Source organism: Brasilonema sp. UFV-L1 (assembly GCF_012912105.1).
GTDB lineage: Bacteria > Cyanobacteriota > Cyanobacteriia > Cyanobacteriales > Nostocaceae > Brasilonema.
This window is the reverse complement of the sequence record NZ_QMEA01000058.1, coordinates 14,080-38,757: the sequence shown is the minus strand read 5'-3', so window position 1 is coordinate 38,757 and position 24,678 is coordinate 14,080. Positions and strand designations below refer to the sequence as shown.

Annotated in this window: 17 protein-coding genes; 10 read left to right on the top strand and 7 right to left on the bottom strand. The window is 42.4% G+C overall.

The features are described 5' to 3' along the window. Positions 1 to 379: 379 nt before the first annotated feature. Both DP117_RS17695 and DP117_RS17690 read right to left on the bottom strand, forming a co-directional pair. A complete protein-coding gene (locus DP117_RS17695; RefSeq protein WP_169219599.1) occupies positions 380 to 766 on the bottom strand; it encodes a thioredoxin domain-containing protein in 387 nt (128 codons plus the stop codon). A 613-nt stretch (positions 767 to 1,379) separates the two neighbouring features. Further along, positions 1,380 to 2,096, bottom strand: coding sequence for an NnrU family protein (locus DP117_RS17690; RefSeq protein ID WP_169219601.1), 717 nt, complete (start codon positions 2,094 to 2,096; stop codon positions 1,380 to 1,382). A gap of 161 nt (positions 2,097 to 2,257) precedes the next feature. Between DP117_RS17690 and DP117_RS17685 the strand changes: the two genes are divergently transcribed. The 4 genes from DP117_RS17685 (at position 2,258) to DP117_RS17670 (ending at position 7,383) form a co-directional block, all read left to right on the top strand. Further along, entirely contained in the window at positions 2,258 to 3,400 is a 1,143-nt protein-coding gene (locus DP117_RS17685) for a hypothetical protein (protein ID WP_169219598.1), read from the top strand. A 332-nt stretch (positions 3,401 to 3,732) separates the two neighbouring features. Beyond that, entirely contained in the window at positions 3,733 to 4,743 is a 1,011-nt protein-coding gene (locus tag DP117_RS17680) for a LysR family transcriptional regulator (protein ID WP_169219597.1), read from the top strand. A 97-nt stretch (positions 4,744 to 4,840) separates the two neighbouring features. Further along, entirely contained in the window at positions 4,841 to 6,277 is a 1,437-nt protein-coding gene (locus DP117_RS17675; RefSeq protein ID WP_169219596.1) for a serine/threonine-protein kinase, read from the top strand. Between the two features lie 26 nt (positions 6,278 to 6,303). Next, entirely contained in the window at positions 6,304 to 7,383 is a 1,080-nt protein-coding gene (locus tag DP117_RS17670) for a PstS family phosphate ABC transporter substrate-binding protein (RefSeq protein WP_169219595.1), read from the top strand. A 543-nt stretch (positions 7,384 to 7,926) separates the two neighbouring features. Here the strand turns inward: DP117_RS17670 and DP117_RS17665 are convergent. Beyond that, a complete protein-coding gene (locus DP117_RS17665; RefSeq protein ID WP_169219594.1) occupies positions 7,927 to 8,685 on the bottom strand; it encodes a Crp/Fnr family transcriptional regulator in 759 nt (252 codons plus the stop codon). A gap of 473 nt (positions 8,686 to 9,158) precedes the next feature. Here DP117_RS17665 and DP117_RS17660 point away from each other — a divergent pair, with 473 nt between their 5' ends. After that, positions 9,159 to 9,836 (top strand): glutamate acetyltransferase, encoded by a 678-nt coding sequence (locus DP117_RS17660; RefSeq protein WP_348983003.1) that lies wholly within the window; start codon positions 9,159 to 9,161, stop codon positions 9,834 to 9,836. Between the two features lie 495 nt (positions 9,837 to 10,331). After that, complete coding sequence (locus DP117_RS17655) at positions 10,332 to 11,810, top strand: leucyl aminopeptidase (RefSeq protein ID WP_169219593.1); 1,479 nt, start codon at positions 10,332 to 10,334, stop codon at positions 11,808 to 11,810. Positions 11,811 to 11,967: 157 nt separating this feature from the next. On the opposite strand, the gene DP117_RS17650 is transcribed toward DP117_RS17655, so the two are convergent. From DP117_RS17650 to DP117_RS17635, 4 genes are all read right to left on the bottom strand, one after another. Next, positions 11,968 to 13,575, bottom strand: coding sequence for an ATP-binding protein (locus DP117_RS17650; RefSeq protein ID WP_169219592.1), 1,608 nt, complete (start codon positions 13,573 to 13,575; stop codon positions 11,968 to 11,970). 677 nt (positions 13,576 to 14,252) lie between these two features. Continuing rightward, complete coding sequence (locus DP117_RS17645; RefSeq protein ID WP_169219591.1) at positions 14,253 to 15,329, bottom strand: LOG family protein; 1,077 nt, start codon at positions 15,327 to 15,329, stop codon at positions 14,253 to 14,255. A gap of 1,499 nt (positions 15,330 to 16,828) precedes the next feature. After that, positions 16,829 to 17,161 carry a thioredoxin gene (gene trxA / locus DP117_RS17640; RefSeq protein ID WP_169219590.1) on the bottom strand — a complete coding sequence of 111 codons (333 nt, stop codon included), beginning with the start codon at positions 17,159 to 17,161 and terminating at the stop codon, positions 16,829 to 16,831. A 343-nt stretch (positions 17,162 to 17,504) separates the two neighbouring features. Continuing rightward, complete coding sequence (locus tag DP117_RS17635; RefSeq protein ID WP_169219589.1) at positions 17,505 to 18,668, bottom strand: GuaB3 family IMP dehydrogenase-related protein; 1,164 nt, start codon at positions 18,666 to 18,668, stop codon at positions 17,505 to 17,507. A 342-nt stretch (positions 18,669 to 19,010) separates the two neighbouring features. Between DP117_RS17635 and DP117_RS17630 the strand changes: the two genes are divergently transcribed. From DP117_RS17630 to DP117_RS17615, 4 genes are all read left to right on the top strand, one after another. Further along, on the top strand, positions 19,011 to 19,163 hold the full coding sequence (locus DP117_RS17630) for a hypothetical protein (protein ID WP_169219588.1): 153 nt from the start codon (positions 19,011 to 19,013) through the stop codon (positions 19,161 to 19,163). 275 nt (positions 19,164 to 19,438) lie between these two features. Beyond that, positions 19,439 to 21,847 (top strand): endonuclease MutS2, encoded by a 2,409-nt coding sequence (locus DP117_RS17625; protein WP_169219587.1) that lies wholly within the window; start codon positions 19,439 to 19,441, stop codon positions 21,845 to 21,847. A 396-nt stretch (positions 21,848 to 22,243) separates the two neighbouring features. Continuing rightward, positions 22,244 to 22,849 carry a DUF3038 domain-containing protein gene (locus tag DP117_RS17620; RefSeq protein WP_169219586.1) on the top strand — a complete coding sequence of 202 codons (606 nt, stop codon included), beginning with the start codon at positions 22,244 to 22,246 and terminating at the stop codon, positions 22,847 to 22,849. Between the two features lie 66 nt (positions 22,850 to 22,915). After that, a complete protein-coding gene (locus DP117_RS17615) occupies positions 22,916 to 24,652 on the top strand; it encodes a DUF4335 domain-containing protein (RefSeq protein ID WP_169219585.1) in 1,737 nt (578 codons plus the stop codon). The last annotated feature ends 26 nt before the right edge of the window (positions 24,653 to 24,678 follow it).

Below are 24,678 nucleotides of genomic sequence, written 5' to 3'. Positions count from 1 at the left end.
CGCCAGGTGCGGGACTGTCGGGAAACCCGCAAGGGCGCACTGGCTCCTTTGTCTGATTTCACTGTTTTCCAAGACGAGTACCCGTAGTAATAAGGCTGCCGACGCATTGTCCCCTAGCCCTTTCAGGGCGGCTGCGCCAACGGGGCGCTGCGCAAACGTGTAAGACCCCCGTCCCAATTTTTTTCGTGTAAGACCTCGACACAGATTAACCAGAAAGGCTGGCTGTCTGGTGGTACGTGGCGCGACCCTCGACCCAAATTTTTAGGGGACAATGCGTCAGGATTAGACCAATTCAGACTCAAAATCCCTAGTTTTTGGTGATAAACTTTACCAATTAAATGAAAAAATTCTGAGTTCATGACTGATGACTAATGACTCTTCAAGCAGAACGACAACCTAAATCTGCTGTTTTTTGCCTATGGTAAGTTTTAGGGCGGTGGGTGTAACAGACTTTAATCTCTTCTAAAGCTAAGAGTAAATCTTCTCGTCCACGAAAACCTTCCAAACGCTGGCGGACTATGCCATTTTCAATCAACACTAAAGTCGGCAGTGATTTCAGCTTATATTTTGTAGCCAGTTTAAAATTGTCATCGGCGTTTACTCCCACTAATTTAATTTGGTCGCCGCATTGAGTTTTAAATTGTAACAACAAGGGGTGAATAATTCGACACAATCCACACCAAGGTGCTCCAAAATTTACTAAAACAGGAATTGGAGATTCTAAAACTTCTTGAGAAAATGTCCGCTCACTAACCGACAACACCATGACGCCTCTGGATTTATATAGTTTTGATATCAAAACTAACTGTCAGCAGGGGGGCATACGTTGTCAAAATTCTGTAAACATTGTCTACTGCAACGCTGACCAAAAAATTCAGTAATGTATTCAAGATGGTAACTTTCTCAAATTTTTTACTTTTAATAGTCGCGATTGAAGCTGTGTTTTTCGCCAATCTGCTGTTAACCTTGCCTGTGTACCAGGCTTACCTCCAGATACCTACGACAATACATGAAGTCGTTTTCCTTTGTGAAACAAAGGGAGAGACTTTCTTTTTGGCGTAGGCTCCGCTGGAGGAGCTAGATGCTCTTGCACAAGTATTGAGGATTTTCTCAAGTATTTGGTCGCAGTTGGCTATCTTGTTTTTCACCAATTTTAATCAACTAAAGCCGATTATAGAAAAGAAAATGGCGAATTATCAAGTTTTTTAGTCTTTTGGTAGTTGACTAGCAATTTCCCAAATTTACAATTTCAAAACGACTAAGTACACCCCCACTGACAGCTACTTCAGTTCATCGTACATTGATTTGGTAGCAGTTGATAAGATAAAAAGGATATTTCATCTTATCAACATCTGTTGATAAATACGATGATGTTAAAATCATATATTAATTTTACCTGTTGCTTGCAACAAGAAAGGGTGTGACCACCAAAGCAAGAACACAAAAATGACAACCCCCAGATAAGCTGGACGAAAAAACTCCTGCCACAAGATGGATTGACGACCATCAAGAACAGCCCCAAAAGGTATGATAGAAGTGCGCTGTTTGACTTGAACAAAGGCTTCTCCATAGCGATGAATCAAACGGCGTTCACCATGCCATACTCCAAATAAATGGTGTAACACCAACCCAATTGAAGTGACAAGAGTAAAACTCGTACCTAGCCAAAGGGTGTGAGCAATACACCAGATAATCTGTCCCACCATCTGTGGATGGCGAGTGATCCGAATAATTCCTGTTTCATAAAGATGGACTTGAGGCTTTTGGACAGCAGCAATTTCTAGTAGATTGAAAGTAGCAGGATACAAAAACAAGAACGAAATCGCTGACAACGCCCAAACAAATTGCTGTACTCCCGGCAAATCTTGAACATTCCAGAGTTGCAACCCATCGTAGCGGTGGTTAAAAAAGTAAATAATCAGTATGACAGCCAACGGTAGGCTGCTCAATGCAAAAAGAATGCGATAAAGCCTACATCCAATAAGCTTTTCTGCCCAAGGGCGCAGGGCTGCACCTCCACTATGAACAATTGCAAAACCAAAGAGTAGCCCTAGCATGACAAAATGACTAAGGGTCAACCAAGTCTGCTGCATAATACACACAAATGAAGTAATTTAAAGAAAGCCTAATATTAGTACAACGAATACCACAAACTATGTAAAAAATTTATGGCAGGATACCTGCTCCCATAGAGCATGTGCGTTGGATGAACACAAGTTGATAACCAACATCCGCACCAGAAAGATAAAATCACCGGATGAACAAGCTACCGTCTGAAGCTAAGCCAACTCTGATTAGATATCTTCTTGCAAAAAAAGATTTCTTGCAAGCAGAGAACTCATTACTCAGAACTGCTGCGACTCAGAATGAACAAAAAAAAGAATTCTTCTGTGTTCTGCGTTTCGTGTTCTGCATTCTGCCAAGACGAAGTAACAATTTTTGCCAGAGATTTATTGCCCACCTGAAGTTAGTTGCGACTTCAGATAAAGAAAATTTATTGCAAGAACAGCCTTTGACTGAGCAAATTTGTTTTAACAATACCACGTGGATACTTTTTGGGACTGATAAACCTCCCTCAAATATTAGGTTACAAAAAAATCTAGCTCTGGGTAAATCCGAAAATGAGGTACAACAACAAGCCAGTCGTCATAGCCAAGCCCAAACCATACTAAAGCACCAAGGAACTCGTTGTGTTGAATGTAGATTAGTGGCACTCTCTCGAACAGGTAAACAATTTACTACTGATATTAATAACCATATTACGAAACAAGTTGTCATTGGCAAGAACTTCATTGATCTGGAAAAATTGACTTTATTTTTGAGTGTTTTTGCTTTGTTAGAAAGTATTTTATTATACATTTTTGAGGAGCAGAGGATAGGAAACAGCAGACAGTACTATCATCTGTACCCTGTTTTTTATGACCATCAACGTCGAAAAGCAAATGTCTCTCAGTCCAAATGGTCGTATGCTGAATTAGATGGCTTCATCCACTATAAAGTTGTCATGAATAATTCTTCAGCAATGAAAGTGGATCCTGACTATTGCAGTCAGTCTTATTCTTGTTACGGACATACAAACAAACACAATTGTCTCAAGCAAGGATTAACGATTCACTGTAACAGAAGCCGTGGGTTTGAGTTATGTGCAGATTTGATTGGAGGGCAAAATGTCGCAATGAGAACGTTGTTATTCCGGCAAGACGATTGTCATGAAGAAATTCTTGTCACAGTTCGTCCCCAGAAAGTTTCTCTATTCTGGGGCCACAAGACGATCGTCTCTGGTTCCAAAAGAGAGCGTAGAGGGGTGTATCGGATTTTGAAACGAAAACTGAAAAGCCTTCAAGGTTTTGAAACTGACAATAGAGTTGAGACAAAATTCCTCTCAAAATATACTTATTAGAGCTGGAAAGTAAAAAAGATAACTTTTATGAGGAGCACTCAGAATGCAAAATACGGAACTCCAAATATCCCTACTGATCAATCAGTTACCAGTTATCAGTTATCAGTTTTTTATGATTGCTGCCTACTGTTGACTTGCAAGCCATTTGTACAGAAATCCTCAAGCTGATTTATAACTCCTAAATTCTGAGTTCTTTCTTGGTGAAGAAGATATGCGTCTTTTCGAGTAAAGTCTCCAAGTTTAAGATGCAATAAATCAGACCCTGCTGTGAAGGCTTTTTAAGCTGGTTTGTTGCTGTGCTGCTCATGCTCAAAGTTTGTGGGTTAAGCCTTATGTCTGACCTTCCTTTCACTTTAGATCAGTTACGTATTCTCAAAGCGATCGCCGCAGAAGGAAGCTTCAAGCGTGCTGCTGATAGCCTCTATGTCTCCCAGCCTGCCGTTAGTTTGCAAGTGCAAAATCTAGAACGGCAGCTAGATGTTCCATTATTTGACCGTGGAGGACGTCGCGCACAACTAACCGAAGCTGGACATTTACTTCTGAGCTATGGTGAGAAAATCCTTAGCCTGTGTCAGGAAACCTGCCGCGCTATAGAGGATTTACAAAATCTCCAAGGCGGTACTTTAATTATTGGTGCCTCTCAAACGACTGGCACTTATCTTTTACCCCGAATGATTGGGATGTTCCGACAAAAATATCCAGATGTGGCAGTGCAATTGCATGTCCACTCCACCCGCAGAACTGCTTGGAGTGTAGCGAATGGGCAGGTAGATTTAGCAATCATCGGTGGCGAAATTCCCGGTGAACTCGTGGAATCTTTGGAAATTGTTCCATACGCTGAGGATGAATTGGCGCTCATCATACCCGTAGTCCATCCCTTCACCAGACTTGAAACGATTCAAAGAGAAGACCTATATAAATTACAGTTCATAGCTCTCGATTCTCAATCTACTATCCGCAAAGTGATTGACCAAGTATTATCACGCTGTGACATTGACACACGCCGTTTTAAAATCGAAATGGAACTGAACTCCATAGAAGCCATTAAAAATGCTGTGCAATCAGGTTTGGGGGCTGCTTTTGTCTCAACCTCAGCAATTGCTAAAGAGTTACAAATGGGAGTGCTACACCGTGCTCCCATCGAAGGTGTAATTGTTAAGCGGATGTTGAGGCTGGTTTTTAATCCCAATCGTTACAGATCTAAGGCAGCAGAAGCGTTTAGTCAGGAAATTCTACCGCAGTTTGCTACACCTGGATGGAATCTGGAAGTGTTAAAAACGTCACACAAACCCATAATGGTCAGTGCAATGGATCTAGGAGCACATAATTCTGACGATGATTAAGATGTAGTCATTAGTCATTAGTCCATAGTCATTAGTCAAGGACTATTGACTATTGACCATTGACTATAGATTATGGACTATGGATTTTTGACAAATCATGGAAATTTACTGCACTCGTCCACGCTGCCCTCGCCCACAAAACCATTTTCCAGATTTAGATGATCATGCAACTCTAAGAACCGCGCAGCAAAAATACTGTACAACCTGTGGAATGCCACTGATTTTGGTGGGACGCTATCTACCAAAAAGATTACTGGGACGGGGCGGGTTTGGAGCAGCTTTTTTAGCACGCGATCGCTATACTCCAGGAATGCGCGAATGCGTGGTGAAGCAATTTCAACCAGCAAATAATTTAAGTCCGACTCAGTTGCAACTAGCACAAGATTTATTTGAGCGAGAAGCAGTTGTTTTAGAAGAGATAGGACACCAACATGAGCAAATCCCCGACTTGTTTGCTTACTTTCCAGTGATAGTTCCTAGCTTGCAAGCAGAACAGCAAGAGCAGTTTTTTTATTTAGTACAAGAATATATTGACGGACAAAATTTAGAGGAAGAGCTAACCCAAAAGGGCAAGTACTCAGAACAAGAAGCTTTGGAAATCCTGCGAGAAATTCTCAAGGTACTCAAGTTTGTCCATGAAAAAGGCATTATTCACAGAGACATCAAACCTTCTAACATTATGCGCCATCGTAATGGCAAACTTTATTTGCTAGATTTTGGTGCGGTCAAACAGGTTACCAATTCTCCGATTGGAGGATCTACTGCTTCTACTGGTATATATTCTATGGGATTTGCTCCCCCTGAGCAAATGTCTGGAGGTCAGGTCTTTCCATCTACAGACTTGTATGCTTTGGCTGTAACAGTCCTGATGTTACTAACAGGCGAAGTAGAAATAACTCAGCTATTTGATGCCTATAGCAACCAGTGGAAGTGGCAAAGTAAAGTCACTGTCAGCCAACACTTTGCTGATGTTCTGGACAAAATGCTCTTAAGCGCTGCTAATCAACGCTATCAGTCAGCGCAGGAGGTTCTGGATGCCCTTGATAAACCTGCACAGTCTCTAGCCCCTACACACATTAATCCCCGTCAACCCTCTTCACCACAGCAGTCACAGCCACAACCACAGCCAATCCAATCTCAACCACAACCTCCAAAGCAGTCACCGGTTGGCTCTCGCCCCATACAACCATTTTCTATACTAGAGATACTGGGTGGGGCAGCGTTTAGTGGGTTTGAAGGCGGATTGATTGCAGTGACTCTTTTTGGTTTGCTGCAATCACCAATAATAACTTTCACTGCTTGCGCCCTGATTTTAGGAATACTGATTTTTGCCCAAACTAGGCGCTGGATTGAAAAATGGGATTTATTAATTATTCCAGGTATTACTTTTGCAATTATATATTTTTTACCATTTTTGCACAGTGGTCTTAGTATTCAGCAAATAATACTGTTATCTATCGTCTCTGGATTAGTTGCTATCGCATTCACGGCTCTGTTTCGTCTTATTTACAAATTATTATCTCTGCTGCTGTAAACTACTTTCTGTGCTAATACCCGTTTATGTCTCAGAAAAACGAAACGCTTAGCCTTTTCTTAGCCATTATCGCAACCCTTGGCTTAACCTTTGGCGGCTTGTGGTTTCTTATGGAACGGTGGGCTCAAATAACTCAAATAAATAAAAACTCAACTAGTTCCACTCCTGTTGTTAACCCCTCGGTGAATAATAACTCAGTTAATTCCTCTGCTACTGCAAACTCTACGGCGACCAGTTGTAGCGTGTCAAATCTACCAGCAGGGACATTCAACTACGGTGGTAGCACAACATGGGCACCCATTCGTAAGGATGTAGACTCTGTGCTTCAAAGCAGCTGCCCTCAGTTTATTTTACGCTACGTTCAACCTATAGTTGAAAAGCCAGGGTCTGGAACTGGTATTCAGATGTTGATAGATAATCAACTCGCTTTTTCTCAGTCTTCTCGCTCAATCAAGGGTGAAGAAAACCAAAAAGCTCAACAAAAAGGATTTAGTCTTAAAGAAATTCCAGTAGCTATTGATGGTATTGCGATCGCCGTCAACCAAAATCTTAACATTTCTGGTTTAACTGTCTCTCAAATCAAAGATATTTACACTGGCAAGATAACCAACTGGCAAGAGGTGAGTGGTCCAAATTTGCTTATTGTACCATACACTCGCAGCAAAGAAGCAGGAGGTACAGTGGAGTTCTTTGTCGAAAATGTTCTTAATAAAGAGAATTTTGGTAAAAATGTAAATTATGTTAGCACAACTACTGAGGCTCTCAGAAAAGTGGCTTCGAGTCCTGGCGGAATTTACTATGCTTCTGCACCAGAAGTTGTGCCTCAGTGCGTGATTAAGTCCCTGCCAATGTTAAGCAAGTCGGGGCAATTGGTTACTCCCTACCAAGAACCTTTTGTACCTCCATCTGAATGTCCCACCAAGCGTAACCAGTTGAATGCTCAGGCGTTTCGTAGTGGTGACTACCCAATTACACGCAATTTATTCGTCATCTTAAAAGAAAATAATCAAATAGATCAGCAAGCGGGGGAAGCTTATGCAAATTGGCTGCTTACACCTCAGGCTCAAGAGCTGATTGAAAAGGCTGGATTTGTCAGAATTAAGTGAACAGTTTCATTATAGAGTTTTTGTCAACCTTGATACACATGAGTTAACTCAAAGCTGTTTCAAAGTTTTCAAGCCTTGATGAATTTCTGATTGTTAAAACCATTTGTGCAAGACGTTTTGGGTGGTCAAGTTTGCCTTGCTTAACGTGGAGTTTATGCCCACAACCACCCAAGCCCTGCAAAAAAGTGGCTGGTCGTCTTAGTAGCATGTACTACGCTTCTGCCCTAGAGATTGTTCCTCAATGCCCTAGATGAGTTTTGCCTTTGGGACAGATACAAAGGCAATTATTGCTTGCTAACCAAAAATCATTCGTCCTCCCTTTTGAATGTTTTGGTCAACCGAACGTATTGAACATTGAGGCTTTCCGTATCGGAAAGTAGATAAACCGTGTGCAATCTGTTTGTGGTGGTCAAACAGATTGTCAATTCAAGCAGTCAGTGGGTGTCCCTTTTGCCAACTTAACTGCTAGCTGAGCAGGGATATCGAATTCATAATCCAAGTCGGGTTTGTGAAAATTCGCTCTCCACTGCATTCGGTGTTGCTTTAGCTGGCTCTGTTAATTGACTCTGCTGGCAAGCAAATGAGATTGTCGCCTTGAGTAAGGATTAAGCCACGTTGACGCAATTTACCCATTAAGCGGGTGACGGTGACGCGAGTCGAGCCGATCGCGCTGCCAATTTGGGCATGGGTGAGGGGGAAAGGCAGGCAATAACCGCGAATCACGTCTGGATCGGTGTCGCTCATTGCCGGTTCTCCATATTCCTCAATTAACAATGTGAGGAATCCTAAAAGTCGGTCAATCGTGCGTCGTTGCCCTAGGGCACTCAGCCAAAGCAGCTTGCGCTGGTGCTGATATCTAAAGGCATCCATCACTTCGCGGCGGAAGTGAGGCCAGTTATCCAAATCGTGCCAGTACATCCACAGTACAGCAGTTTGGTCAACATGAGCATAAGCCTGGAGCGTAAATGGTGACTGAGCAACAATTTCAAATGGTTGCCCTGCACCAACAAACCCTAAGAAAGCTTCTTCGGGAGTTCTATTGATGCGTCGAGATGTTAGCTGACTTGCAGTTGCACTAACTTGGGCGGTTCCTACCATGCGGATTGCACCCCTTTGCACCAAATACAGCAATCCAGGCCGGGCTGGAATGCGCTCATCTTTGCTAAAGGTGCGGCAGCGATAGTGTTCCTGAGCCCAATCAAGAATTCGTTGCCAAGTCAAGAAAGGACGTGATGCCTCAGAAAAGGAGGATGGAGATTGCATAGGTAACAAAGAGCGTTTGGCTGAAGACAAAGACGTCATAAACAAAGGTGCAAGGAGTGTCTTCAATGTTGGCACAAAAGGCATAAAACCGAACAGTGCCAGCCATCCAAAAGGTAGAAAGCATAGCTTCTACTCTTTTGTTATACTTCTTACTGTACAATGATGGTAGTAAAATTTACTCTAAATTCATTAAATTTTGCATTTTTCTAATTTTTCTTTTTTTAAAATTAAGTTCTTTCCTAAGACAGATGACATTAAGTCAAGACATCTAGCTTATCGTGAATTAACTGAAGAGTTATGTGTAGCTAAAGTTACTAGTAAGCGAGGATACAGCAGTTAAACAGTTAGTATACAGCAGACTAGAGAGAGCATTAAGTACTTATACTAGCTCTAGAGGAAAAAAAAGCATAAAATATAAAAACATTCCTCTATCTCAGGGTAGAAATGAAAGAAAAATTGTTTATATTTCCGGTTTAGCTTTGCAGCTAGCAAAGCTGGAAAAATATCCCGTTATGGAGATTGCCAATGGCATAGTTTCTCATATTTCAGCAAACGATGACAAAGATTTCGACATTCAAATCGTTTCTCCTGGCTGGATTCATTTGGAAGTGACTCACCCGCTTCTGGCTGCTTGGTTGCAGAAGATTGCTGTGGGAGGAGGTGTTGAGTTCTTGAGTCGGGCAGTAGAGGAGTTCTTGATCACAAGAGTTTCTTCCTCTGGTTCCTTATTCACTGCTCAATATGCTCATGCACGCTGCTGTTCGCTCTTACGGCTAGCTGTTCACGAGGGATTGATTAAACATAGGGAATCAAATTTTGATGAGTGTCAGAGCACTAAGCCAAGCATTTTGTCAAATATTGTGACTCCCAATCCTATTCCTTGGCTCAACAGTGATCAAAAACTGCGCTTCAATCACTCGGCTTGCTATCTCCTCATTAACGAGTTAGTACGAGTCGTAGACAAACTAGAGGAGCCAGATTTTGTTCAATCATTCAACTGGGAAAAAGCTGCGTTGGATTTAAGTCGAGTGTTTGAAACTTTTTGGTGTAAATGCCGGATTTTCGGCGAGATAAAAACTGATTCACCAGAACTCGCTCAAGCCAGAATCGGATTGGCTTTGGCTACACAGTCTGTATTGAAGTCTGTATTAGAAGAAAAATTAGGTACTTTTGCTCTGTGTGAAGTATAAACCATCAAAGTCTCGGGAAAAAATAAAGTTTCTTAACAAACATTGACTCGTCATATTTCCTAGTGTATATTATCCATTGTGTGAGGAGCGAACCAGCAAGAGCACCGAGACGAAACACGGCCAGTCGTCGGTGCTCTTTCTGATTTTATAGTTTGCCAGTTATGAATGATTACCTGTGTTTCGTAGTTTCAGAACGAACAGTGAAAAGTTAGGAAAGTTGACATTTGTTAGAGTACGTAACATCCCAGCCAATTAAGATTAGTAAAAGAGCTAGAAAGGTTCGTAAATCGCCACAACGCACCGCAACAAATTGTACTTCGAGCCAAATTTATTTTTTTGGCAGATGTAAGGAAAAACTTAACCGTCAGTAGTCAAGGAATTGAACATTAGCTCTATTCCCCCGTCCGCTGTAGTATTGTTTTCAACGCTTTCAAAAGCAGAAAAAACATATTTTGCGCAATACTGGTACAAGAAGTTTTACACAGAAGACAAGGTATGGAAATTCTTACGACTGATACCCCCCTTCTAGAGTGGACGGGGGATGCTTTAGCAATTGGATTATTTGAAGATGCTGTAGAGTTAACTGGTGAACTGGCAACTTTAGATGAAAAGTTGGCTGGTAGTATAAAAGAGCTGATTACCGAAGAGGAATTTAAAGGAAAGCAAAACAGCAGTGTTGTGACGCGAGTGGGTAGTAATAGCCCAGTTCGTAAAATCATACTGGTAGGTTTAGGGAAAACCGAAGCTCTAAAACTAGAAACTTTGCGGCGAGGTGCAGCTAGCATTGCTCGGTTGGCGAAAAAGCAGAAGTGCAAAACTCTGGGGATTAGCCTACCTATTTGGAACAACGACGCAACACAAACCGCACAAGCACTTGCTGAAGGAGTTCAGTTAGCGCTATATCAAGATAATCGCTTTAAATCTGAACCAGAGGATAAAGGACCACAAGTTGAACGAGTCGATTTACTAGGACTAGGTGGACAAGAAGCAGCAATTAGCCGTGCCAATCAAATTGCCTCTGGTGTATTCTTAGCACGGCAGTTGGTCGCAGCTCCTGCGAATTCTGTGACACCAATTACTATGGCAGACACCGCCACCCAAATTGCCTCCGAACACGGTTTACAAATAGAAATCTTAGAACAGGAAGACTGTGAAAAGTTAGGCATGGGAGCTTTTTTAGGAGTCGCAAAAGCTTCTGAGTTACCACCTAAGTTTATTCACTTAACTTACAAACCAGAAGGGACACCTAAACGTAAGTTAGCAATTATTGGTAAAGGTTTAACCTTTGACTCTGGTGGACTCAACATCAAAGGAGCTGGTAGCGGTATCGAAACCATGAAAATTGACATGGGTGGTGCTGCGGCTACTTTAGGTGCAGCAAAAGCTATTAGTCAACTCAAACCAGATGTTGAAGTTCACTTTATCTCGGCTGTGACTGAGAATATGATCAGCGGTCGTGCTATGCACCCAGGTGACATTTTGACTGCATCCAATGGCAAAACGATTGAAGTAAATAATACCGATGCGGAAGGACGTTTAACCTTAGCAGATGCTTTGGTATTTGCTGAGAAACTAGGAGTCGATGCAGTTGTTGATTTAGCCACCCTCACAGGTGCTTGTGTCATTGCTTTGGGAGATGATATTGCTGGTTTATTCTCTCCTGATGATGCTTTAGCTGGACAGCTAGAAAAAGCTGCTCAAACCTCTGGGGAAAAGATTTGGCGACTTCCAATGGAAGAAAAATACTTTGAAGGGCTAAAATCTGGTATTGCGGATATGAAGAATACAGGACCACGTCCTGGTGGTTCAATTACTGCTGCATTATTCCTTAAGCAGTTCGTTAAAGAAACTCCTTGGGCGCACCTAGATATTGCAGGTCCAGTTTGGTCAGACAAGGAAAATGGTTACAACGGTTCCGGCGCAACTGGCTTCGGTGTTCGTACTCTAGTTAATTGGGTGCTAGGCGATAGTTGATGCAGCGATCAGCTGATCAAAAAGTGAGGAATTGAGGGCTTTGTTCCCTCTTTTCTTTATGAACAACTACTCCCTTCTCGCCAAAAGATTACCGATTTTAAAACCGCAGAGGCGCTCCAGAACGCACCAGAAAACACACTTCGTTTGATAGGTAATCTTACATTGGGAAGGGAGTAATTGGAATCTCAATAAAAAATTCTGTACCTTGTCCAGGTACCGAGTGACAATATAGCCTTCCACCATGCTTGTCTACTACAATCTGGTAACTGATAGACAGCCCAAGCCCTGTACCTTTACCCACAGGTTTAGTCGTAAAGAAAGGGTCAAATAGCTTGGAACGAATTTCTTCTGGAATACCAGGACCATTGTCAATGATTCGGATTGCAATCCAGTTTTTTGAAATGACCTGAGTGCAAATGCGAATATAACTAGGGTTAGCTTTGATATTCTCAAATCTACGTTGCGAGTTGTACTCATCCAAAGCTTCAATCGCATTGGCAATCAGATTCATAAAGACTTGATTTAGTAGACTAGGGTTACACTCAATCAGCGGTAACAAGCCATACTCTTTAATGACAGAAATTTTTGGACGTTTATCAGTTGCCTTCAAGCGGTGGTGTAGAATCATTAATGTACTATCAATACCTTCATGAATATCAACTTTCTTGATAGCAGCCTCATCTAAGCGAGAAAACGTGCGAAGAGATTTAACAATATCCTGAATTCTTTCCGTTCCCATCTTCATAGATTTGACGAGTTGAAGAAAATCTTGTTTTAAGTAATCCAGCTCCATAGCATCGATTTCTGTTTTAGCTGATGGTGAAAGATTAAGATAATGTTGCTGATAGAGTTCTACCACTCTTAATAAGTTTTTGGTGTACTCCTCGGCATAAACAAGATTGCCAGCAACAAAGCTGATAGGATTATTAATTTCATGGGCAATACCAGCCATCATCTGACCCAAACTAGACATTTTTTCAGTTTGAATGAGTTGTACTTGAGTTTGTTGCAATTTTTGTAGCATTTGTTGCAGTTGGATATTTTTCTGTTTTAATTCCTTTGTCCTTGTCGCAACTCGAATTTCTAATTCCTGATTTGTTTTTTCCAAGGCTGCTTGGGCAACTTTTCGAGCTTTTAAGTATTCTTGTAACAAGCGCAATACTAAAAGCCATGCTGGGATGAGCATTGCTAAACTTAAAACTGATGCCAAAATTGACCAAAACAGTTTTTTTCGATATTCAGTAACTTTTTGATGCAAGTGAAACACAATAGTATGGTTTCTTTTCGCTACACCATCGGCATAGAAGTGTTTTTGAGTTGTATATTCGTGACTTGACAATAGTCTTTGTGCTGCTTCCTTTTTACCATTCCTTACTAAATCAAAAGACTGATACTCTATTTCCACCAAGCGCTGATTAGCAGCATCAACTTTTTTAGCATCCTTATTTTGATATGCTTTTGGAGCCAGCTTAACGGATTCCTCAATTGCAGCATTTAGTTTGGGTTCAAATTGACGATACCGTTGTTCCCAAATAGGATTACCTGTAGCAGCATTCATGCTTGCTGACATGGTTAAAACTTCATCAAAATAGGTAATTCGGTCACTTATACTTTGTAATTTTAATTCATTTTTGATAATACTATTGAAGTTATAGTATGCTTCCCAAGTAATCCAAGTTTGAGGCAAAAACAATAATAATGTCAGCACGACTGTTACAGTAACAAGTTGAGATGGAAGAAGTTTAAATTTCTGACATAAGTACATTTGAATTTTATGGTCCTAGATGTATGAGAATCAACTCTTAAAAAGATGAGTTTTTAGCATAAAGTTAATTTTCTTGACATGAACACCCAAGAAATATGTCCATAAAATTATGGAGTAAATATGATAAATTACTATATAGATATTGTTTTTTCATGCGAAAATTTTCTATATAAAAATAGAAAATCAAGAATTCTTGCCCAATAATCTTCCAATAAATGACAGTTTTTTTAGGTTTTTCTAGTAAAAAAACCCAGACAATCAATATCTGTTGAATATGCTGATTTTAGCTTCTTGTCAGCGATATTATAGTTGCACTACAGCTAAATCAAAAAAGCCATCCATAGACTCCTAAACAGTGTTAAACACATATGCCCATTAACGGAATGTAACAGAAGCTCTGATCAATTTTGTGTACGTCATGGAATCTTTAGCTCGACTCAAGGTATTTCGTCAAGCTATGTATAATAATTTATGTAAAGTACATGACGTAACTTTTGGGCTAACTGATGTTGTCATATTTACACGCAAAGTATATTTTTTAGGGAACTTATTTCTTTGTACAGTGTTTAGACGTAAGTGGTCAAGTGTATACAAGCATTAGTGTATACACTAACCAATATGAGCACCCTAAGCTCTATGCCTATGGCGTGAGTCATAGGCATAGAGCTTAGAAGGTTTCACTTCCTTTCTGGGTGTGCTTTTTCTTCTGCTGAAGGAGTTCCTATGCGGTTAATGACTGCGATGAGCTGGTACAAGCGTCCTAAATCTCTTTGATTAAAGTACAAAACTAGGCGGGGTAGCTCAAAAGTTTCATCCTGAGCTTCTTGTGGTAAGACCTGACTTTTTTCAATTTGTCCTGTGACAAGAATGTCGCTGAAATCAGCATTGAGTTGTTCTAGCTGTGTATCTGATAACTCTGATTTCAGACGAATAACCAGGCGATCGCCTACGTAGCGGCTAGAGTGATAAACTTGGTAAAAACTGGTAATCGCTTTACAAGCCACATCCAAGTTATCTGTCACCGTGTAAAGGCTGGGATCATCAGGACTCACTAAACCTTTTTGCACCAGTTGCTTGTCAATATATTCGCTCCAAGACCGCCAATAATTGCCTCCAGGGTGATCAATTAAAACCAAAGGTACTGGACCAAATTTACCTGTCTGGCTGAGAGTCATGCACTCAAAAGCTTCGTCTTGCGTACCAAAACCACCTGGAAATAAAGCTACAGCATCACTTTCTTTGAGGAGAAACAGCTTCCGGGTGAAAAAATACTTGAAATGAATCAGCTTCGGATCTCCCTCAATGATTGGGTTTGCTTGTTGTTCAAAGGGGAGCTGAATGTTTAAGCCAAAAGAGTTTTCTCGTCCAGCACCTTCATTACCCGCTTGCATAATTCCGCCACCGCCACCTGTCATAACCATAAATCCCAATCGACAGACATCGCGAGCAAATTCATATGCCATGCGATATTCTGGTGTTTCTGGCGATAAACGAGCCGAACCAAAGATAGTGACTTTACGAACATGTCGATAAGCGTAAAACAGCTGGAAACCACGCTCCATATCTGTTAAAGCAGAAGACAATATCTTCCAATCGAGGCGCTCAATTTCTTCACTTTTTTGAGCCAGACGCACTATAGTCGCTAGTGCTTGGATAACATACTGTCGATGCTTTGAAGTCGGTAAGTGTTCAAATAATTGAGCGATATCCGCTTGAAGAGACTCTAATGTGTCAAACGACGCAGATGAAGTCATGAGAACTGCTGCCAAAATGGCATTACATTTTATCTAAATTTCATGTGGAATTTATAAACAAGGACGCCAGTCCGACAGAAATTGCTAAAACAGAAGGCTTATGCATCCCCTCTGGGGAGTTCGGAGTCTCCCGGTGGGCTTTAATTTAATGTTCTTCAATCAGTGGAGACTCAAGCCCCCACTAAATTATCTTCCCTTTTGCCTTTTTTTTAACTCTTAAGTACTTTTTGACAATAAAAAGCACCTTTGGTTAAAGATAATCCAAGGCGCTGCTGACGGCTGTCGTCGCCAACCTGTCTTGTTGACACTCTTCTGCCTAAAGGCTAGGAGATTCTTAAGACTTCGCAGTCCTAATATCCTGAGTCATCAGGTTCCCAGGCTCACCACGTTTGCACACAAAGTGCGTAGTGATACGCCAGGTGCTTCAACCGGGGGGACCCCAACGCCAGATGCCTGCGCCAGGGTTACCCTCCCGCAGCACTGGCTCGGCAACGCACTGGCTCATCTCCTCAAGGTTGTTTCGGGCGTCTACTTTCCCGCAGTCCACGGGTAGGTTTTTAAATCTTGTACTGATGTCCCTATTGTATTACGGCAGCTTAAAAGCTGCAATCAGCTTTCATCCGACGCCGAAGTCCACGCACTTTGTCTGGAAGGAAGCGGAACCTTATTAACAACACTCGAACTCGCGACGCTTTTTCGATCAACCGAGAAAGGTTCTGCTTCCTTCTTGTGAGACCTCGACCCCGGAAAAATAAGCCAGCCCAACCCCCTGCGGGGAATTCAAAATTCACGCATTATAAATTCAAAATTAAGAAGTGATTCACAATTACTCTTTTTTGAACTTTGAGATTGCTTCGCTTCACTCGCAACGCTACGCGATTTTGAATTGTTCCGGGGCTGGCTTATTTTTCTACGTGTAAGACCCCCCTGGGCTAAAGCCACAGGGTTTTCAGCATTCCCCTTATAAATATCTGTCTGACTGCTTTGGCTAATTGTTGTGTTATGGATGACGTAATAGGATTTACGCAGCCGTAGGGTGAATCAAAAGGGTATCACGCATTGCCGTTTTAACATCATCCGCTACACTTTTTTGTCTTGGACATAGTTAAAAATCAACACAGAGCCTAATCATTCACCCGACAATAATTTAATGTTTACTTTACAAATTACCGCTCACAACAAAGTACCTCAGCGACGATAACCCAATCGCCCGCTCGCTGCTAAACATTGCCTGAACCAAAAAGGCGAGCAATCTGTGGAGAGGCGATTGTTGCCACTCCACTGTTTACGAATGTTTATCTGACGCTTGAGCAAATCGAACATTTTTTGGCAGTTTTTAGGTGGTTATATTCAACAGTTATTGATTATTCAGATAAGATGCGTTGATTCTTCCGTTGGAAGTCAGAGTTTTTCACGTCTTATTGTGGTGCGTTTCAATCGGGGTTGTGCATCCCCGTTTGAAACCTGAATAACTGTTTACTGTACACAAGTGTACTGATTCAAAGATATTTTTCCAAAGTGTTAGCTAGCGTTGTTTTTGGTACAGCACCGACTACCATGTCAACTTTTTGACCACCTTTAAAAATCATTAATGTGGGAATGCTGCGAATGCCATACTGGCTAGCAACTTGGGGATTTTCATCGGTGTTGAGTTTGACAACCTTGATTTGATTTTTGTACTGTTCGGCAATTTCTTCAACGACAGGAGCGACCATCCGACAAGGTCCGCACCAGGGTGCCCAAAAGTCTACTAAAACAGGAATTTCGCTATCTAGTACTTCCTGTTTAAAGTCAGAGTCCTTAACTTGTCCAACTTGTTCGGTTGCTGACATGCCTAAAACCCTCGCCAATTATTATATTTGAGTTTGCTGAAAATTCTACCATAGCAAAAACCACTGCCAAGCAGTGACGGCTAACTTTTGCATATAGATTTTAAACTCATTCAAAAATAATTATTAAGGAACCGCCCGAACATCGTCCGGGCGGAGTGTGGTGTGAGGAGTGAACGGAAACATGCGTCTCCGCTATCTCTATTCTAGGCGACATATAGGATTTTTCCAGTCATAGTTTAAGAGTCTGGAAAAATTTCATTAACAAATTCGATCTTTAGCTTCAGGCATGGAGCGTGAGCTTCGCTTCAATTTTAAATCAGCCCCTAACCAGTATCTAGCTCCTTCATTTACCCATACCTAATTGTTGTGCTTTTTGATAAACTTTACCTTCCGTTAACAAAGAAGGAGCAATGACAACTTCAACTTGTTGCATTTCTTTAATATTTTTTGCTCCCAAAGTACCCATACTTGTTTTCAAAGCTCCCAAAAGATTATGAGTTCCATCGTCAAGTTGTGCTGGTCCAGTGAGAATTTGCTCCAGGGTGCCAGTGGTGCTGACACGAATGCGTGTACCACGTGGCAAGACTGGACTAGGAGTTGCCATGCCCCAATGATAACCTCGTCCAGGAGCTTCGGCGGCTCTCGCAAACGGAGAGCCAATCATCACTCCATCTGCACCACAAGCAATACATTTACAAATGTCGCCACCTGTGATTAAACCACCATCAGCAATAATTGGTACATATTTACCACTTTCTTGGTAATAATCATCGCGTGCAGCAGCACAGTCGGCGATCGCCGTAGCTTGTGGTACACCTACACCCAGTACACCACGAGATGTACACGCTGCACCAGGACCAATTCCCACCAGTACGGCGGCTGCACCTGCTTTGAGCAAATTGAGAGTCACTTCATAAGTCACACAGTTTCCCAGTACCACTGGTATAGGCATTTCTTGGCAAAATTTTGCCAAGTCGAGTGGTATCACAGAATCTGGTGAAAGGTGTGCAGTAGAAACCACAGTTGCTTGTATAAAAAATAAATCCGCACCAGCTTTTGCCACCACAGAACCAAATTTGCTTGCTCCTACGGGAGTCGCACTAACGGCGGCGATACCACCTTGTTGTTTAATTTCTCTAATCCGTTGTTCAATTAATTCCGGTTTAATTGGTTCAGCATAAAGTTCTTGCATCAAGGGAACAAATTCTTCTTTGCCAACTGAGGCAATACGGTCTAAAATAGGTTCTGGATTTGCGTAACGAGTGTAAATTCCTTCTAAGTTCAGGACGCCCAATGCTCCTAAGTGTGACAAAAGCACAGCCATACGGACATCTACTACGCTATCCATCGCACTCGCAATAATTGGGATTTTGCGCTCAATATTGCCAAGACGCCACTGAGTGTCTGCCAAACTTGGATCGAGTGTTCTATTACCGGGAACCAGAGCAATTTCATCAATGCCGTATGCCCTGCGAGCTGTTTTTCCCCGCCCAATTTGAATATTCACGCTTGATGCTCCCAAATCTGTTTTAGATAGGGTATCAAAATTATGGGAGCATTTGCAGGGGTTTTTTGGATGAAACCCCACTAGGCAACGCCAGAACGCACACGACGAGAGAGAAACACAGTTGCAATTGTCTGTCAAATATTTTATTCAGTCAATCTTGTAGGGCTTTGTGCCTTAGCGTAACTTTCTGCACGGTTACTCATTTTACTTCACACTCAGTGGTAGCGTTAAGTACAAAGTGAGTCTCACAAGCGATCTGCCGAAGCGCGTAGCGTGCGCTTTGCGCTCGTAAGGCAAGCGTTAGCGCAGGCCCCCTAAGGGGCTAGCTATCGTCAGAAAAAGTTGATTCAGGATAAGCCTTCTCGCACTCTTGCCTTGAGTACCTTAGCAGACAAAATACCACCTGAGTTGTTACCAGAAGCACTTTCGGCTGCTAAAACTATTCAGTCTGACTGGAAGATATCAAGGCATTATTTCCAGTTATCTTTGCATTAGGTGGTGAAGCAGCAACGGCAGAAATTGCCCGTGCAATAGTGGATGTGGCGCGATAGTGGCGGTGAACAGACGCAGAAATTTAGTATTTCTTGACAAGGATTCTATTTTGTGAATACAGGCGTTGAAGCCCGGTTCGTTATCAAAACCTGTGAAGAATTTACGCCCGACTTAGTTGTAACCACTAAATCAATCGTCAATTTCAGCTGTAAAGGTTAAGCCGCTTAGAGCACAGAATTGTTACAATAATTTTAGAATCCATATCAGATTAGAAGTCCTTGATCCAATCTGAAACTCTAGAATTACTTGAATGGTCTCGCCTGTGCCAGCATTTGTCTACCTTCGCGGCAACAAAGCTGGGGACTATTGCTGCACGCCATCTACAAATTCCTGCCTCGCAAACCCAAAGTGAGCAGTTGTTAGCACAAACAAAAGAAGTCTACGAACTGGAAAGCCGCCTCGGTACAGGGCTTTCGTTTGATGGAATTCAAGATATCGGTGATTCCCTAGAACGCGCAGAACTGCAAAGCATTTTGCTGGGGGAGGAATTGTTGGCGATCGCCACCACTGTTGCAGGTGCGAGAAACGTACGCCGTGTCATCGATAACCACCCCGATTTAACAGTATTGAATGCTTTGGTTGCCGATTTACGAACCTATCCAGAATTAGAACAAGAAATTCACAGATGCATAGACGAAAGAGGGCAAGTCACTGATCGCGCCAGCCAAAAACTCGGTGAAATTCGCACTTCCTTACGGCAGTTACGCAGCCAAATCACTCAAAAACTGCAAAACATATTACAAGTTAAAGCAAATGCCGTCCAAGAGCAGATCATAACTCAAAGAGGCGATCGCTTTGTTATTCCCGTGAAAGCGCCTCAAAAAGACGCCATACCGGGTATTGTCCACGACACTTCTACCTCAGGCGCAACGTTGTATGTAGAACCAAATTCTATCGTTCCATTAGGAAACCAACTGCGGCAACTCATTAGAAGAGAGCAAACAGAAGAAGAAGCAATCCGTCGCACATTAACAGAACAAGTCGCAGCAGTCAAGCCAGATTTGGAACGGTTGCTAGCAATTGTCACAACCTTAGATTTGGCATTGGCAAAAGCGCGTTATAGTTTGTGGCTAAAAGCAAATCCTCCACGCTTCATTAACCGAGAAGAAAATGAAAGTATTACCCTAAGACAGTTGCGTCATCCGCTTTTGGAGTGGCAGTATAACCACGAGCAAGGACATTCTGTAGTTCCCGTTGATTTGCTCATTCAGCCACAAATACGGGTAGTTACAATAACTGGACCAAATACTGGGGGAAAGACTGTCACTTTGAAAACCCTAGGTTTGGCAGCATTGATGGCGAAAGGCGGTTTATTCGTACCTGCACGCGAACCAGTGGAATTACCGTGGTTCGACATGATACTATCAGACATCGGTGATGAACAATCCCTACAGCAAAGTTTATCTACTTTTTCTGGTCATATCCGCCGCATTAGTCGAATTTTAGAAGCAATAGACGAGGACAAGGAAGCAGGGGGAGAAAAGACTATCCCATCCTCCCTCATTCTTCTCGATGAAGTGGGTGCAGGAACAGATCCGGCAGAAGGAAGTGCTTTGGCAATATCGCTCCTACAATATCTAGCAGACCATGCCCTGTTGACGATCGCCACCACTCACTTTGGTGAACTCAAAGCACTGAAATATCAAGATGAGCGGTTTGAAAATGCTTCTGTAGAATTTGATGAAAGTACGCTTTCACCAACTTACCGTCTTCTTTGGGGAATTCCTGGGCGTTCCAACGCCTTGACGATCGCCCGTCGCTTGGGATTAAAAGCAGAAGTTGTGGAAAAGGCGAAAACGGAACTAGGAGGCGCAACAGATGACGTAAATCAGGTGATTGCTGGGTTGGAAGCACAACGCCGTCGTCAGGAAACGAAAGCAGAAGAAGCACAAGATTTGTTGCAGCAAGCTGAGCGTTTATACAAAGAGGTATCCGAGAAAGCCACAGCATTACAAGAAAGAGAACGAGCTCTGCGTGTCTCGCAAGAGGTGGCAGTACAGCAGGCGATCGCCCAAGCCAAAAGTGAGATAGCTCAAGTGATTCGCCGCTTACAGCAAGGTCAACCAACAGCACAAGATGCCCAAAACGCAACAAAAGCGTTAGGTGAAATCACAAAAAAATTTATACCAGAGCCGCCTCCAAAAGCAAAAGTGGGATTTCTTCCCAAAGTCGGCGATCGCATCCGTATACCGAAGCTAGGGCAGACAGCGGAAGTCTTAACTGCTCCTGATGAAGATGGAGAATTGACTGTCCGCTTTGGAATCATGAAGATGACGGTGAAGCTAGAAGACGTAGAATCATTAGATGGTCAAAAAGCTGAACCAGCTGTTAAGGAAACTAAAAGCCGACCAGAGGCAAAAATTGTAACCTTGACAGAAACTCCTGCAATTCGTACGTCTCAAAATACAGTAGATATACGCGGACGCAGGGTAGCAGATTCAGAAATCATCTTAGACAAGGCAATTTCAGAAGCAACAGGACCAATATGGATTATTCACGGACATGGCACGGGTAAGCTACGCCAAGGAGTTCATGCTTTCTTGCATCAGCACCCCAGAGTTAGCCGTTATGAAGCAGCAGAACAAGCTGATGGTGGTACTGGTGTGACAATTGCCTACGTCAGTTAAAACGTCAAACAATAGAGGACCGCAAACCCGGTTTTTGAAAAAATCCGGGTTTTTATGAAAGTCACAAGTATAACTAAGAGAATGGCTTGTAAACAATTGCGCTACTATTAAGTAGCAATTGGCTACCGGCAATTATTTATGTACTAATGTTTATTGTTACTAAAAAATAAAAAAAGCTATTTGTGTTTAGCAGATAAAGCACAATTGATAAAGCCTATACTTTTTTCAAAATAGTTTTTTGTCATAGAGTTTAAAACAAACACCTTTGCTGTTGACCAAAGTAATAGAAGCCGTAGCTCTCGGCTTCGGCTAATAGTGATGGGAAACCAATCTTAACCCTTAAGAGTCTGGTTTCAAAATGGGTAACAGCAACCGCTCCTACTAGCCTGATCACCTATGCTAAAAGTTATGCACTCTGCCGCCGATTCACCCGCTCCAACTTCTCAGTGGGAGGATTTAATCAAGCTTCCAGCCCCAAACTCAGTTCATTGGGACAATATTAAGACTCAGCTGGACTTAGTGCTGTTAGCGTTAGAAACTTTGACTGGCATTGGCTCCGAGGCAATGCTACAAGCGGCAGTTAATCTGAATCTAGAGTCAAGAGTGCCAGACCGTGTAGCGTTATGGCGACTGCGCCAATCCAATCCGCTACGTAAAGGTCAAGGAGGACGAAAAAAACTAGATGTGGAGGAAGCTAGAGCGCTTGTTTTAATTATTTGTTACCTTGCTAAACAGCACCAAGAGTTAATTCGCCGTGCTGTTGGGCTTTTAGAACAAATGGCGGAAAACAACCGCGAACCTCATCAGGCTGCTTTGCTTGGAGATTATATTGATGCTTTCTGCAACACTTACCAAGAGCGGATGGAGGAAGACACAACAATCTCCACTGATGAACTAACCCACCTCGCACTGAAACTGCTGATAGATGTACTTTTTTACAGTGGACCTGGTGGACATCGCCGTCTGTGGCTAGCACTTATCGACCGTTCAACCAAATTCTAGATTTGAGATTTGAGATTCTCTGATCAAAAATCAAAAATTAAAAATATTCTGCTCGCAGTTTCTGCCATGCCTGTATCAAATTCTGTGATCCGTCGGTATACACCGCCCACCTGCACGCTAGAAGTCTTAGCGCAAAGCTCAGCTTTGTCTCAGTGGACAAATAAATCTGTTTTGAAGCAGCTACAGTTTGAGCTTCGCTTTGATGATCCGCGATTGCCAGAGGAAAAAAGAATCGCAATTAGAGGTGACAGCGACCAGCTGGAGACTTTGTGTGCAGTGGTGACAGGCTACGTCCAAGAATTCATGCAAATGTCTCCTGAAAGCTTTTGGGCAAATTTCTCAGGGGCAAGTTTCTCACGAACAGAGGATGTAGACGTAGTATCTGATGAGACTGAACTGGTTAATTTTAACAACTTCCCTTCACAAGAAACTCAAACGATAAACTCCTTTACCCGCACACCACACGCAGATATACAAATCAAACCTAGCAATCACTTAACTCACAATCTGTATCTTGGTTCTTTAGCAAACCCAGTATCTGGTAATGTTATTCAACTGAGTTTGCTGCAATTATTTGATTTAGCAACAGCTCTGGATGAATATTCTGCTGATGTTATGGCGTTACCAGATACGACGCCTCGTTCTGCAAGAAGAGGAGTACCTGCTTGGGCACCTGTTGCAGCTGTTCTCGTGATAGCCGTGGGTTTAGCACCAGTCACTTGGCAATATGCTAACCGTGTCAGACAACAAGAGGCAGCCAGAGCAAGAAAACAAACTTCGCCAGAACAAAAGATTGCTCTAGAACCCTCGCCTGCACAGCCTTTATCCACACCAACGGCTCTACCTACATTCGCTCCCTCAAATAGTTTCCCGCCACTTCCACCTGTGGGTTCGACTTCATCTGTACCCACTTCCAAGGTTTCTCCACCGATAACTCAATCGTTGCCGAGTCTACCTGCTACACCATCGTTGCCGAGTGTACCTGCGACGCCTCAAACATCTGCCAAATCCACACTTTCTTCTGTGCCTGTGCCCAAAACATCTCCTACTCTTGGAGGAGTCTCTCAAGCACCATTACCACCTTTAGGAACTACCCTGAATATCCCTGGAACAACAAAAATTCCAACCCTCTCAACTTCCCCATCAAACACAGTACCAGAGCAACAAATTGCTCTTCAACCCAAACCACAACCCAACGCTGCGGCATTAAAGCCATTAATGCCAAAGAGTCAGTCTTCTTCTACATCAATTGAAAAGAATACCAATACCAATACTACACTTAATAATTTACCGAGCACAAATAACACTCCAAATGACTTAACAGCTTCGTCAGCACCAGCAACCTTACCCGAACCCACCGCAAGCAGTAGCCGTGAACCAGTTTATTCACAGCCAGGCACTCCTGAACGAAGTGTTGGTACGGATGCATTAATTTCTAGATTGCGGGAAGCTCGAAGAAGTAGGGCAAATCTTTCCACAGAAGTTGCGACGACTAATACGGGTCGTGGTAATGATACACTGTTTGATACAGTTCAAGTGTCAGAAGCCCGAGATGTATTGAAAAAACGCTGGCAACCACCTTCAGGGTTGAGCCAAAGCATTGAATATAGTCTAGTAGTGGGTATTGACGGCAAAATTGAGCGAATTCTACCCTTAGGAAAAGCTGCGAGAGATTATGTTGACCGCACGGGCTTGCCTTTAATTGGTGAACCTTTTGTTTCTCCCAATAGAAATGGACAAGCTTCAAGAATCCGAGCTGTTTTTAGTCCTGATGGCAAGGTGCAGACCTTTCCAGATCAATAACACCAGATCAATAATGAAAGAATAGG

Coding starts and splice junctions, on each gene's coding strand:
- DP117_RS17695 (WP_169219599.1), bottom strand. CDS start 766: ATGGTGTTGTCGGTTAGTGAGCGGACATTTTCTCAAGAAGTTTTAGAA.
- DP117_RS17670 (WP_169219595.1), top strand. CDS start 6,304: ATGTCTCAGAAAAACGAAACGCTTAGCCTTTTCTTAGCCATTATCGCA.
- DP117_RS17620 (WP_169219586.1), top strand. CDS start 22,244: ATGCTAAAAGTTATGCACTCTGCCGCCGATTCACCCGCTCCAACTTCT.
- trxA (WP_169219590.1), bottom strand. CDS start 17,161: ATGTCAGCAACCGAACAAGTTGGACAAGTTAAGGACTCTGACTTTAAA.
- DP117_RS17665 (WP_169219594.1), bottom strand. CDS start 8,685: ATGACGTCTTTGTCTTCAGCCAAACGCTCTTTGTTACCTATGCAATCT.
- DP117_RS17680 (WP_169219597.1), top strand. CDS start 3,733: ATGTCTGACCTTCCTTTCACTTTAGATCAGTTACGTATTCTCAAAGCG.
- DP117_RS17660 (WP_348983003.1), top strand. CDS start 9,159: ATGGAGATTGCCAATGGCATAGTTTCTCATATTTCAGCAAACGATGAC.
- DP117_RS17675 (WP_169219596.1), top strand. CDS start 4,841: ATGGAAATTTACTGCACTCGTCCACGCTGCCCTCGCCCACAAAACCAT.
- DP117_RS17615 (WP_169219585.1), top strand. CDS start 22,916: ATGCCTGTATCAAATTCTGTGATCCGTCGGTATACACCGCCCACCTGC.
- DP117_RS17655 (WP_169219593.1), top strand. CDS start 10,332: ATGGAAATTCTTACGACTGATACCCCCCTTCTAGAGTGGACGGGGGAT.
- DP117_RS17650 (WP_169219592.1), bottom strand. CDS start 13,575: ATGTACTTATGTCAGAAATTTAAACTTCTTCCATCTCAACTTGTTACT.
- DP117_RS17645 (WP_169219591.1), bottom strand. CDS start 15,329: ATGACTTCATCTGCGTCGTTTGACACATTAGAGTCTCTTCAAGCGGAT.
- DP117_RS17685 (WP_169219598.1), top strand. CDS start 2,258: ATGAACAAGCTACCGTCTGAAGCTAAGCCAACTCTGATTAGATATCTT.